Genomic DNA, 13260 nt, shown 5'->3' on the forward strand with positions numbered 1-13260 from the left:
TATTTCACTATAATGAACGCAACTGTTGTAGGTGCATCGGGATATTCCGGTAGGCAACTTGTATCCTTACTTATTCAGCACCCGAAAATCAATCTGGTAGAGGTAACATCCAGAGCATATTCGGGAAAAACCGTTGAGTCCTGCATTCCGAATTTAAGAGGAAAAACAAAGGGGTTGGCTTTTACCAATCCCAGTATTGAAGAACTTTCTAAAAGTCCGGAATGCGAACTCTTCTTTCTTGCACTCCCTCACGGTACGGCAGCATCTTATGCGATACCACTGCTTGAGGCGGGGAAAAAAGTAATTGATTTATCCGCAGATTTCCGACTGCTCACTCCGGAATGTTACGAAGAATTTTACGGAACGCCCCACCCTTCCCCAGCATGGCTTAAAAAAGCCACCTATGGACTGCCCGAAATCCATTCCTTCACATGGGAAGACTCTCCTTTAATTGCCTCTCCTGGTTGCTATCCAACCAGTATTTTGATTCCTCTTTTTCCACTACTTAAGGATCAATTGATTGAAGAGAATGATATCGTAGCCAATAGCATGAGCGGTGTGAGTGGAGCGGGAAGGACTGCCTCCGAAAAACTGCTTTATTGCGAAAGAAATGAAAGTGCTAGTGCCTATGGACTGCCCAAACATCGACATTTATCAGAAATTGAAGAACAATTATCTCTTGCGGTAACAAACAAAATTATCATTTCCTTCCATCCCCACTTAGCTCCAATGAACCGGGGAATTTGTTCCACTATTTCAGCCCGGGCAAAGGTAGGTTCAACCAGAAAACAGGTATGGGATTGTTGGAACGATTTTTACAGGGGACGAAAATTTGTTCATTTATTGGAGGAGGGGGAATTTCCAGATGTGTCTCATGTGGTCGGCACAAACCGGATTGATCTTTCTGTCAATCATGATTCAAGGACTGGTCGTTTCATCATTTGTTCAGCAGAAGACAACTTGCTCAAAGGAGCTGGGGGACAAGCTATACAGGCAATGAATATATGCCAAGGGTATGACGAAGGAGAGGGACTGCCATGAAATTTTATGAAAATGGGGATGCTCTTACAGAACCAATGGGCTTCTTTTGTTCGGGCGTTCACTGCGATGTCAAAGGGGCAAGAAATGCTAAATTAGACCTCGGAATAATCTACTCCCAAAAGCCATGCAACGGAGCAGGAGTATTTACAACAAATGACATCCAAGCTGCTCCCGTTCGGTATTCCAAAAAATTAATAACCGAATCAGGTTCCACTTTTCATGCCATTGTAGCAAATAGTGGCAATGCAAATGCCTGTACCGGAAAACAGGGAGAACTAGATACCAAAAAAATGGCCTCTGAGGTAGCAAGACATTTAAACATCCATTCTAAGGAGGTCCTGGTCTGCTCAACAGGAAGAATTGGAGTTCCACTGCCCATGAGTCGTCTTACCACAGGAATTAGAGATGCAAGCGAGGACATCAAGGACGAGTGTGATGGTGCACGAGCTTTCCAGGAAGCGATTCTAACTTCTGATACCTGCACCAAGTCATGCTCCGCGAAAATCGAATGTTCACGGGGTGAAATAACTATTGGAGGCGTCGTCAAGGGAGCGGGTATGATCGAGCCTAACATGGCTACCATGCTGGCATTCCTGACTACGGACATTCTTGCTCCGAGCTCTACATTACAAGAAATTCTAAAGGATGCGGTGGAGAATTCTTTCAATCGAATTACAATTGATGGAGACATGAGTACCAATGACACGGTCCTCCTCCTCGCCAATGGAAATTCGGGCATTAAATTGGAGGAAGAAACTGACTCCGTTCAACGCGAATTCGCGGATGCGGTGAATGCAGTTTGCTCCTGCTTAGCTAGAAAATGTGTAACAGATGGGGAAAAGGTTTCTAAATTTGTAAAAGTGAAAATCAAAGGTGCAAAAGATTCTAAATCTGCTTTAAAAGTGGCTCGCTGCATTGCCAATTCACTCTTAGTAAAAACTTCCTGGTATGGCTCTGACCCAAATTGGGGTCGAGTAGTGGACGCGGCTGGCTATGCAAAAGTAGGCTTATCCTTTGAGAAGATTACGATGTTTTACAACGAAACTCCTGTGCTCTCCAAAGGGACACCTTTAATCGAAAATAAGGCAAATTGGAAAAAAATCGTTTCTTCCGATGAATTCACTATTACTTTAGATTTAAATATGGGACAATCAGAGGGAGAAATTTGGAGCAATGATTTAAGCGAGGAATATGTAAACTTCAATAAGAGCGAATGATGCTTGAGGTAGAAGAAAGTAAAAGAAAAGCAAGTATCCTAGTCGAAGCATTGCCTTATGTAAGGAGGTTTCGAGGATCAATTTTTGTAATTAAATATGGGGGGAGTTTTATGGATTCCCCCGATCCTGAAGTTCGTTCGCGTGTTGCCCAGGATCTCGTTCTACTCAGTTTTTTAGGGATTCAAGTGGTAGTGGTTCATGGCGGAGGTAAAGCAGTTACCCGGGTTCTCACAGAAAAAGGAATTGAAGCAAAATTTATTGATGGATTGCGAGTCACTGATAAACAATCAATCGAAGTTGTGGATGAGGTTTTAAATGGATCGGTGAACCAAGAAGTTGCTTCTTTTGTGGCTCGCTATGATTGTGATGTACAAAGAATAGCCGGAAAAGAAATTTTAGCATGCACTAAGCTTCCGCACAGTTCCGAACTTGGCTATGTGGGTGAAATTCAATCCGTTAATACTGGCCCGATACTACAGGCACTTGATGCCGGTTCTATGCCTATAATTTCTTCCACTGCATCGGATCAGCAGGGCCAGTGTTACAACATAAATGCGGATACTGCAGCCGCTCAAGTTGCAATTGCCCTGAAAGCAAGAAGGTTAGTCTACCTCTCCGATGTGCCAGGTCTTCTGCAAAACCCAAAAGATCCAAACAGCCTGCTCTCGAGTCTTGCAATTGATGAGGTCGAACCACTCAAGCAGGAGGGAGTAATTGCCCAAGGAATGCTGCCAAAGGTCAATAGTGCGGTTCAGGCATTAAACGCGGGTGTTAACCGTGTGCATTTTATTGATGGTCGGCTTGCTCATAGTATTCTTCTTGAAATTTTTACCGATGAAGGAATTGGTACTGAGATTGTACATTCCCATTAATTCCCGTGAGCGTTTCAGAGCAAAGTAAATATTTAATAAGCAACTACGGTCCTCCCCCGTTGGAAATTGTAAAAGGAGAGGGTTCATACTTATGGGACTCAAGCGGTAAAAAATTCCTCGATTTCACATCCGGAATTGCAGTAACCAATATTGGACATAGCCATCAACATTGGATTGATTCAGTTAGTAAACAGGCCAAACAACTGGTGCATTGCTCCAATCTTTATTCAATTCCCCAACAAATCAACTTGGCAAAAAGATTAATCGCTCACATTGGCCCAGGTAAAATGCTTTTTTGCAACAGTGGTGCGGAAGCAAATGAAGCATTGATCAAATTTGCAAGATTAACAGGAAATCAAGTTCCCGGTCCAAAAAAGCATAAGCTCATTGTTGCCGAAAATGCATTTCATGGTAGAACAATGGGGGCTTTATCTGCTACTTCTTCCTCGAAATACAGAAATGGCTTCGAGCCCCTCCTCGATGGTTTTTCATTTGCCCCCCTCAATGATCTTGCTGCATTTAAGTCCATGATTGACGAGCAAACCATTGGTATAATGGTGGAGTCGATTCAAGGGGAGGGAGGAATCCAGGTTGCGTCTGACTCTTTTTTACAGGGTCTCCAAGAAATTTGCTTAGAAAAGAACCTCCTTTTTATGCTCGACGAAGTACAGGCGGGAATTGGTCGGACTGGGGAATTTCTTGGATTTCAGAAATCAGGCGTAAAACCAGATGCCGTTGCGATGGCAAAGGGATTAGGTGGTGGATTCCCGATTGGAGGAATTTGGTTGAAGGAAAAATGGACTGAGATTTTTCAACCGGGTTCTCACGGAACCACCTTTGGAGGTTCCCCCCTCGCCTGTTCTGCTGCACATGCTGTTCTGGATGTAATTGAAAAAGAAGATTTGATTAAAAAAACTCAAAAGCATGGAGAATTCCTTCAATCAGAATTGGAAAACCTCAAAAATAAATACCCAGATTTAATTAAGGAAGTAAGAGGCCGTGGGTTAATGCTTGCCCTCGTTATGCAGAATTTACCAAATGACTTAATTACAAAACTTCGACAAAAGGGATTGCTCGTAGTAGGAGCCGCCGGAAATGCAATTCGCTTTCTCCCTCCACTTACGATTTGCAATTCTGAATTAAAGGAAGCACTTGAAATCACGAAGAGTTCCCTGAAGGAATTTCACAATGCATTACAAAAATGAAACATTTTTTAGAAGAAAATAATTTGGGGAAAGAAGAAATTTTATCTGTGTTCAAAAATGCCTTTGAATATAAGAAAAATAGAGCACTACGACCGACTCAAGATTTAATGGGACAAAGTTGGGGAATGTTATTTTACAAAAACAGTACTCGAACCAAGGTCTCCTTTGAAGTAGGAATTCGAGAATTAGGTGGCGATCCAGTGTTACTGGATCTTTCGAGCACTCAAATTGGCCGGGGAGAAAGTATTGAGGATACTGCAAAAGTACTATCCCGTTTCCTAGATGGCTTAATTATAAGAGCGCACGGACATGAAATTATTAAGGAATTTGCACAGTATGCTGAAATACCGGTTATTAATGCATTGACTGATTTTCTTCATCCCTGCCAAATTTACGCTGACTGTATGACTATTCTAGAAAAAACCGGTTCGTCTCTTAATCCTTACAATGGATTAAAAGGTAAAAAACTGGCCTTCTTCGGGGATACCAGTTGTAATATGGCGAATTCTTGGATTTTAGCCGGTGCGTTGTGGGATATGGATATATGGTTAAGTGGACCGGAAGAATTTAAACCTTCCCCGGAAATAGAAACTTTCTGCAAAAATGCAAACCTGCCGATCCGATGGAAATATACCCAAGATTGCAAGGAAGCGGCACAAAATGCCGATATTTTGTATACCGATGTATGGGTCAGTATGGGCTATGAAAAAGAAGAAAATGACCGGAAGGAAAAAATGGCCCGTTATCAAGTGACTCAGGATTTACTGAACCAAGCCAAGGAGAATTCATTCTTTATGCATTGTATGCCCACCCATTCCGGAGAAGAGGTTACCCAAGAAGTGCTGTCTTCTCCTCGTTCCATTCTATATGACCAGGCAGAAAATCGACTGCACATGCAAAAAGCGATCATGAAACAACTTTCTCAAAATAACATATCTTAATTCTATGAAAATTATTCTCGCTTATTCAGGAGGTCTTGACACCTCAGTGCTGGTTCATTGGTACGCAAATGAACAAAATGCAGAAGTGATTACCTACTGTGCGGATGTAGGTCAGGAAGAAGAGCTCGATGGACTGGAAGAAAAAGCTATGTCCACTGGTGCAAGTGCACATCGTACTCTGGATCTTGTTGATGAATTTGCACAGGATTACATTTATCCTATGGTACGGGGCAATGCGGTCTATGAATCCCAATACCTATTGGGGACTTCTATCGCACGACCCTTAATCGCGAAGGCACATATTGATATCGCGAGGGAATTCGATGCCAATGCAGTGGCTCACGGAGCAACGGGGAAAGGAAATGACCAATGCCGCTTCGAACTTACCTTTTCTGCCCTTGCTCCTGACTTGACTATACTTGCCCCTTGGAGAGATGCCTCATTTAGAGAACGCTTTCCCGGACGCAAGGAGATGATTCAATATTGTAAAGACCATAAAATTGATGTCGAAGCGAGTGCGTCCAAGCCCTATTCCATGGATCGAAACCTGTGGCATATTTCCTACGAAGCCGGGATTCTTGAAGATCCTTGGTTTGATCCCACAACGCCTGACAATCGCGAGATGTACAAACTATCAGTTGATCCTGAACTGGCTCCGGATGAGGCACAATATATTGAATTAAGTTTCGAAAAAGGAAATTGTGTTGCGATTGACGGAAACACACTCACCCCTTCTCAGGTGATAGTTCAACTCAATAAGATTGCTGGTAAGCATGGAATTGGCCGGGTAGACTTGGTTGAAAACCGCTTTGTAGGCATGAAGAGTCGGGGAGTATATGAAACCCCCGGCGGAACAATACTTCTCCACGCCCATCGTCAAATGGAAACCCTTACCATGGACCGGGATTTAATGCACTTACGAGATTCACTTGTTCCTCGTTATGCCGAGTTAATATATTATGGATTTTGGTTCGCTCCGGAAAGAGAAGCACTACAAGCTTTGATTGATAAAAGCCAAGAAACTATATCCGGAATTATTCGATTAAAACTGTACAAGGGAAATGTAATCACGGTGGGTCGAAAGTCAGATTTTTCATTATACGACGAAGGAATCGCATCCATGGATGATGACGAAAGCGATTACCAACCGGAAGATGCGGGAGGTTTTATACGCTTGAATGCATTGCGCTTAAAAGAAAGAAATCGCAAGCAAGGCTATAAAGGATAGCTCGATTATGAATCTTCTCGTTATTGATAACTACGATTCATTTACCTACAACTTGGTTCAATACTTTGGACAATTGAATGCCACGGTTGAGGTATTTCGTAATGATGCAATTTCTATAGAAGAACTTCAAGTCGACCAATTTGATGGAATTGTAATTTCGCCCGGCCCCTGTAATCCGGACCGTGCCGGTATCAGTCTTGAAATCATTCAAAAACTGCAAGGCATCAAGCCGATATTCGGTGTTTGCCTTGGGCATCAATGTGTTGCACAGGCATTTGGGGGGAAAATCGTAAGGGCTGATCGTTTGATGCATGGCAAAACTTCGCCAATCCAGCACGATGCAAAGAACCTGTTTAAAGATTTACCCAACCCTCTCACCGCAACCCGATACCATTCTCTGATTGCTGAACGATCCAGCCTGCCTAAATGCTTAAAAGTTACCGCAGAAACGAAAGAGGGAGAAATTATGGGAATCGAACATACCAGCCTTCCCATTTGGGGTGTTCAGTTCCATCCCGAATCGCTCGCAACAGAAAAGGGAATTATGATCTTGAAGAACTTCCTAGAAGTCTGTTAGAAGATTCATGTGTGTGTGGAAAGTGGAATCCTTAATCGTTAATGCATTGTCCTAAATGCTCATCCGATGACCTGAAAGTTCTTGATACAAGAGCTGGAAAAATTGCGTCGACTCGTCGTCGTCGCGAATGTCAAGGTTGTGGTTACCGGTTTTCTACTATTGAAGAAATTCTGCGTGAAGATCTCGTAGTAGTGAAAAGGGACGGGCGAAGGGAAAGTTTTGATCGTACAAAACTTGCCACCGGTTTAAGGCGTGCGATTGCAAAGCGTCCGATTGATGCCGAGCAGATTAATGGACTTCTCTCTCAAACGCTTCGACAAATTGAAAGTGAATTTGATAGCGAAGTGCCAAGCCGAGCAATTGCAGATGCGATTATGTTGCGACTCAAAAATGTGGATGGTGTCGCATGGCTTAGGTACGCAAGCTTTTATGAGGATTTTATGGGAATATCTCAATTCGTGGAGGAATTAGTTAACTTGGGTGGTAACAAAAAGGGTGACAAAAACGGCGGTTAAAAAAGACGATTATACAAGACTACAAAATCTAAACGCTCTATTTTCCGTTATCGGAAGTGCTTCTACGCGTGAAGAAACCTTGCAGTTGCAAAGGACGCTCTCATTTTTACGAGAAAATGATGAGATGCGGCAAATGCCTGTGCAGTCTTTTGAGCATTGTATTGAACAAGTAGTTCGTTTTCATTTCCCCAATAAGAGAAATTTAAACTACACTCACTGGAATGCCCGTGTCTCCGCAATTGAACCCTTGTGGGTTCGGGCATCTGTACTCGAATCAATTCATTGTTTTCAGAATACTTTTAGGGGATTACTCCTCGTATCTGGTCTTAAAGAATCTTTGATGAATCGAAATAAAAGGTGGACTGCCAAAAAAGAAAAAGATTATCAAAACCTACGCTCCTTTATCGAGGAACTAGTTTTGCACAATGCAAATCCAAACCAAGACTTATCAGTCTTGTTTTTTTAAATAAAGGAAGTCTCAGGAACTCCCTTCGGGGTAACTTCCAAGAAACTTCATCAATGGGCAGGCTTTTTCAAGCTCGTCCATTACTTCTTTCACTTTCTTATCTTCACGATGCCCAATGAAATCTACGAAGAAATAATAATCCCATCTCTTCAACCGACTGGGACGTGATTCAATCTTACACAAATTAAGATCACGATCAGAGAATGGCTTCAATGCGTTTTGCAATGCACCAATTTGATCAGGCAGAGAGAGAACCAAACTCGTTCGATACTTTACCCCATCCCGCTGTGGTAAGGGTTTGCGCGCCACCACAAGAAAGCGGGTTACATTGTTCTTTCGATCCTGAATTCCCTCGGCTTGACTGGGCACCGTATAAATTCGGCCCGCCAAGCTACCTGCAATTGCAGCTATGGAAGAATCAGGCGACAAGCTCTTTACCGCCTCTGCAGTACTCGAATAGGGAACTAAGCGTGCGTTGGGTAAATTACGTCGTAACCAATCACTACATTGGGCGAGTGCCTGGTCTTTGGATCGGACCTCCAGAATCTCTTCCAAGGAAGAAAAGCTAAAAAGGGAATGTTCAACCTTCAGGTAAACTTGTGCCACAATTGTTAATTCACTTTCCACCAGTAGGTCTAACGAACGATTCACTGCACCCTCTGTAGAATTTTCTATGGGCACAACTCCATAGTCACATTCACCTGCTTCCACTGCTTGAAACACATCGGGAATGTCGGGTAATGGATGATATTCTAAGGTAGACCCAAAATTATTTACCGCCGCTTGGTGCGTGTAAGTTGCTTCAGGTCCTAAGTAACCGATTATTAATTTTTTCTCTAACGCAATGGAGGCAGAAATAACTTCGCGGTAAATCACCTGGAGAGAATCTTTGGTTAACGGACCCGCATTTAAATTTTCTAACTTTTCAAAGACCTGTTCCTCGCGAGCAGGATCATAGGGGTCCACACCCAACTCTTCTTTAATGCGACCAATCTTGGCAGCTGCTTGTACACGCTGATTGAGCAACCCGACTATTTGCGAGTCGACCCCATCAATTTCGTCCCTTAAAGACTCTAGATTTGTATTTTTCAAAAAAAGGTTGTTGCGAATGAAGAAGATATTGATTGTTTTCGCTAGTCTTTATCTAACTTGATTCAAAGCCAAATCAAATCATAATCCTATTAAATGAATTCATGCAACCGCAACTTTTCCTCCATCGTAGTTGATGGAAATGATCGTGCCCCTAATCGCTCCATGTTACGAGCCGTTGGCTTCGAAGATGAAGATTTCGAAAAACCACAAGTAGCAGTATGCTCAGCCTGGAGTATGGTAACACCGTGTAATTCTCATTTGGACGAATTAGGAAAAGCATCCGTTGAAGGGGTAGACCAAGCGGGAGGGAAAGCAGTCCCCTTTGGCACAATTACAGTATCAGATGGCATTAGCATGGGAACACCTGGTATGCGCTATTCTCTTGTTTCGCGCGAGGTAATCGCAGATTCAATTGAGACAGTGGTTGGTGCGGAGGGAATGGATGGATTAGTTGCGATAGGAGGATGTGATAAAAATATGCCCGCCTGCGTAATGGCACTCGCGCGACTCAACAGACCCGGTATTTTTGTCTACGGAGGCACTATATTACCCGGTCTACACAAGGAAAAAAATCTTGATATCGTATCCGTATTCGAAGCCGTAGGCTCACATGCGGGGGGAGTAATTGATAAAGAAGAACTCACTGCCATTGAAAAAAAAGCGATCCCTGGACCGGGTTCCTGCGGAGGAATGTACACTGCCAACACAATGTCGTCTGCAATTGAAGCATTGGGTATGAGCCTTCCAGATAGTTCTGCTCAATTGGCGATTTCAGATGAAAAAAAATTGGATGCCAAAGATGCCGGAGCTGCGGTAGTCAACTTAATTGAACTCGATATTAAACCTCGGGATATAATGACGAGGGAAGCATTTGAAAACGCTATTACTGTTGTGATCACGCTGGGCGGGTCAACAAATGCAGTGCTTCATTTATTGGCGATGGCACATTCTGCTGATGTAAAGTTAGACTTAGATGATTTTACTGAAATTGGAAAAAGGGTCCCTGTTCTTTGTGACCTAAAACCAAGCGGTAAATATAACATGTCCCATTTTGTTCGTATTGGGGGCTTGCGCCCTTTACTCAAAACACTACTTGAAGAAGGGCTTTTACACGGAGACTGTATCACTGTTACGGGCAAAACACTTGCCGAAAATGTGAAAGATGCAACTCCCTATGCCCCCTACCCGAGTGGTCAGGACTTGGTCCGGCCGTTTAATGATCCAATCAAAAAAGACAGCCATCTTCGAATTTTATACGGTAACCTAGCACCAGATGGTGCGGTTGCTAAAATTACTGGAAAAGAAGGGCTCAAGTTTACCGGTAAAGCAATTATATTTGAATCAGAAGAGGCGTCATTACGTGGTATTTTGGAAGGTGAAGTAAAAGCAGGTCATGTAATTGTGATCCGAAATGAGGGACCAGTCGGCGGTCCAGGAATGCGGGAAATGCTTTCGCCCACTTCAGCAATTATGGGAAAAGGGCTGGGGAAGGAAGTTGCCCTTATTACAGATGGTCGTTTTTCTGGAGGCAGTCACGGTTTTGTCGTGGGACATGTTACTCCGGAAGCAGCGATAGGAGGACCGCTCGGGCTGCTTCAAAATGATGATATTATTACAATAGATGCAGAAAATAACGAACTTTCCCTCGATTTATCTGAAGAAGAAATGAGAGTACGCAAAAGCAATTGGAAAATACCGGAGCCTAAGGAAAACAGGGGGGTTTTAGCAAAATATGCAAAGCTGGTAAGCTCTGCATCACAAGGAGCAATCACCGATCAATTTTAAAAAACTATGAAACAATCTTTTTATCTTTCACATCAAAAAGCTCAGTTCTGGGCCGATTTCTCTTTTGTCGACTTTTCGGAAGACTATCTTTCTTCTATGGCTCAACCAATTGCAAGTGCACTGGAGCAAATGAATGAATTGGAAGGAGGTGCCATCTCCAATCCCGATGAAAACAGAATGGTCGGTCACTATTGGTTACGAAATCCCGATCTCGCTCCCACTGATAAACTGACAACGGTGATCCGCGAAACACTGGAAAAAGTTAAACAAGTTTCTGAACAGGTGCATTCCGGAGTTCTTCAATCGCCCAATGGCTCTTTTACCGACCTGTTGGTAATAGGAATTGGAGGATCCGCATTAGGACCCCAATTTGTGGGCAGAGCATTAGGGCACCCAGAAGAAGATAAACTAAAAGTTCACTTTTTTGATAATACTGACCCGGACGGGATTGACCTTACTTTATCGGAAATTGGAACCGCGCTCCAGACCACTCTTGTGCTTGTTATTTCAAAGTCTGGCGGTACCGCAGAAACGCGGAATGGAATGCTTGAAGCTGAACATGCCTTTTCAGAATCGGGGCTGGACTTTTCAAAACATGCCATTGCAGTCACTGGACTGGGAAGCAAACTTTATGATTATTCACAAAAAAAGGGGTGGCTTGATTTCATTCCAATGTGGGATTGGGTGGGCGGAAGAACTAGTGAGACTGCGGCGGTAGGATTATTGCCAGCAGCCCTTCAGGGAATCAATATCGACTCGTTTCTTGACGGAGCAGCAGAAATGGATGAATTGACCAGGAATTCTGAATTTCGCAAAAACCCCGCGGCCATGCTCGCTCTTTCCTGGCACTTTCTTACCGGAGGAAAAGGGAAAAAGGATATGGTGATTCTACCCTACAAAGACAGGCTTGAGCTATTTGCCAAATACTTGCAGCAACTCATCATGGAATCCCTTGGTAAGGAGAAAGATTTGGCAGGGAATATTGTACACCAGGGAATTTCAGTATACGGAAATAAAGGATCAACTGATCAGCATGCCTATGTCCAACAATTGCGTGAAGGAGTTCCCAATTTTTTTGCCACCTTTATAGAAGTACTGAAACATCGTGATTCTCCCTCTATTGATGTGGATGAGGATGGAATGAGCTCCGGAGATTATCTGCATGGTTTTTTCCTCGGTACCCGCGATGCACTGTATGAAAAAGAGCGGAAATCAGTGACTCTCACTATTACTGAGATAACCCCAGCTGCGATTGGTCGATTGATTGCATTATTTGAACGAGCTGTTGGTCTTTATGCCACACTAACCGGTATTAATGCTTACCATCAGCCTGGCGTTGAAGCAGGGAAAAAAGCGGCATCTGCAGTTTTAGAGGTAAGGAAGTTGATTGTTCGACACCTAAATGCAAATCAAGGTACAGGACAAACAGCCACACAGATTGCGGATGAAATAGGACAGCAAGAAAAAATAGGATGGGTCTATAAGATTTTGGAAAGTTTAGTGATAAACCAACCCAATATTTTCGAACGTAAAAGCGGAGAGAGTACTTTGGAAGATCTTTTCTTCGCAAGCTAGTCCAACACATTAGCCGGTTTCTTAGCAGGAACAGGCTTGCCGGTAGCAGATTTTGGCTTTGTACGAGCTGCGATCATTGCTTTTCTACCTATGGCGCGATACCCCCAGTCAAAGCCCCACCAATCATTGGATCGATTCGCGGGTTTCCAACCCGCGGGGAACTTTCTCCCATTTGATAATTCCCGGGCACTGAGATAGGTACCAAAACTGTCCGGGAAAACTTCAAATAAAAGGTAATGGGTCTTGGGACTAATTCCGGCTAAAGCCTTCAAGTATTCTGAGCTCGGTTTTACCAGCTCCATTTCATCCTCCCCTGCCGCCCTTTTTCTTTCCACTGTAAACCTCATCACCTTCCCTCCATCTACACTAACCTTAACTGTAAAAAAGGAAGTACTAATCTTCTGTGAATGAATGAAATTTATGAAAGCTGAACTATCATATTCTCCATCTTTATTTGGCTTGGGTCCGGACTTGGTAAGTGCAGATTTTATACGAGCGTACAACATTGATTCATCAATTGGATAGATCATTCCCTCTCGACACAAAAATCGAAAAGGTTTTGAACCAGGAACTGCCGGCTTTGGATCTGGCAGGCTGATATCTTTGCTCATAGATTTTGAATTTTGGGCTGTACCCGAAGAAAGAAGCCCCTTCACTTTTCGAAATTTTACTTCGATTGAATTTTTTTGATTAAAGAGCTTACTTTTCTCTTGGCGAAGGTTTTGGAGTGGTGGAGGGACAGGGGG

12 protein-coding genes and 1 pseudogene are annotated in these 13260 nt (G+C 43.2%); 11 read left to right on the forward strand and 2 right to left on the reverse strand.

Annotation, left to right across the window (positions count from 1 at the left end; translation table 11 throughout):
* Positions 1-12 precede the first annotated feature (12 nt).
* Genes argC through ACKPQ5_RS03565 form a run of 9 tightly spaced genes read left to right on the forward strand, consistent with a single transcriptional unit; the run spans position 13 to position 8062 of the window.
* The gene (argC, locus tag ACKPQ5_RS03525; RefSeq protein ID WP_407677714.1) at positions 13-1041 is read left to right on the forward strand and encodes an N-acetyl-gamma-glutamyl-phosphate reductase; all 1029 of its coding nucleotides are present in this window, start codon (positions 13-15) and stop codon (positions 1039-1041) included.
* Positions 1038-2258 carry a bifunctional glutamate N-acetyltransferase/amino-acid acetyltransferase ArgJ gene (gene argJ / locus ACKPQ5_RS03530; protein ID WP_407677715.1) on the forward strand — a complete coding sequence of 407 codons (1221 nt, stop codon included), beginning with the start codon at positions 1038-1040 and terminating at the stop codon, positions 2256-2258. Before argC ends, argJ begins: the two co-directional genes overlap by 4 nt.
* Positions 2255-3130, forward strand: a complete 876-nt coding sequence (gene argB, locus ACKPQ5_RS03535; protein ID WP_407677716.1) for an acetylglutamate kinase — start codon at positions 2255-2257, stop codon at positions 3128-3130. The genes argJ and argB overlap by 4 nt, the downstream gene beginning before the upstream one ends.
* Positions 3131-3135: 5 nt before the next feature.
* A complete protein-coding gene (locus ACKPQ5_RS03540; RefSeq protein WP_407677717.1) occupies positions 3136-4335 on the forward strand; it encodes an aspartate aminotransferase family protein in 1200 nt (399 codons plus the stop codon).
* The gene (gene argF, locus ACKPQ5_RS03545) at positions 4332-5276 is read left to right on the forward strand and encodes an ornithine carbamoyltransferase (RefSeq protein WP_407677718.1); all 945 of its coding nucleotides are present in this window, start codon (positions 4332-4334) and stop codon (positions 5274-5276) included. The genes ACKPQ5_RS03540 and argF overlap by 4 nt, the downstream gene beginning before the upstream one ends.
* A 4-nt stretch (positions 5277-5280) precedes the next feature.
* On the forward strand, positions 5281-6504 hold the full coding sequence (locus ACKPQ5_RS03550; protein WP_407677719.1) for an argininosuccinate synthase: 1224 nt from the start codon (positions 5281-5283) through the stop codon (positions 6502-6504).
* Positions 6505-6511: 7 nt separating this feature from the next.
* Entirely contained in the window at positions 6512-7081 is a 570-nt protein-coding gene (locus tag ACKPQ5_RS03555) for an anthranilate synthase component II (protein WP_407677720.1), read from the forward strand.
* A gap of 41 nt (positions 7082-7122) precedes the next feature.
* Positions 7123-7596 carry a transcriptional regulator NrdR gene (gene nrdR / locus ACKPQ5_RS03560; RefSeq protein WP_407677721.1) on the forward strand — a complete coding sequence of 158 codons (474 nt, stop codon included), beginning with the start codon at positions 7123-7125 and terminating at the stop codon, positions 7594-7596.
* Positions 7577-8062, forward strand: a complete 486-nt coding sequence (locus ACKPQ5_RS03565) for a hypothetical protein (RefSeq protein WP_407677722.1) — start codon at positions 7577-7579, stop codon at positions 8060-8062. Before nrdR ends, ACKPQ5_RS03565 begins: the two co-directional genes overlap by 20 nt.
* Positions 8063-8074: 12 nt before the next feature.
* Here ACKPQ5_RS03565 and pheA read toward each other — a convergent pair whose 3' ends face one another.
* Entirely contained in the window at positions 8075-9154 is a 1080-nt protein-coding gene (gene pheA / locus ACKPQ5_RS03570; protein WP_407677723.1) for a prephenate dehydratase, read from the reverse strand.
* Positions 9155-9247: 93 nt separating this feature from the next.
* Between pheA and ilvD the strand changes: the two genes are divergently transcribed.
* On the forward strand, positions 9248-10939 hold the full coding sequence (gene ilvD, locus ACKPQ5_RS03575) for a dihydroxy-acid dehydratase (RefSeq protein ID WP_407677724.1): 1692 nt from the start codon (positions 9248-9250) through the stop codon (positions 10937-10939).
* Between the two features lie 6 nt (positions 10940-10945).
* Positions 10946-12514, forward strand: a complete 1569-nt coding sequence (locus tag ACKPQ5_RS03580) for a glucose-6-phosphate isomerase (RefSeq protein ID WP_407677725.1) — start codon at positions 10946-10948, stop codon at positions 12512-12514.
* Here the strand turns inward: ACKPQ5_RS03580 and ACKPQ5_RS03585 are convergent.
* Positions 12511-13260, reverse strand: a pseudogene (locus ACKPQ5_RS03585) (hypothetical protein); the annotation flags it as partial. The gene ACKPQ5_RS03580 and the pseudogene ACKPQ5_RS03585 overlap by 4 nt on opposite strands.

It is taken from the genome of Candidatus Seribacter sulfatis, assembly GCF_964187635.1.
Lineage (GTDB): Bacteria > Verrucomicrobiota > Verrucomicrobiia > Opitutales > Seribacteraceae > Seribacter > Seribacter sulfatis.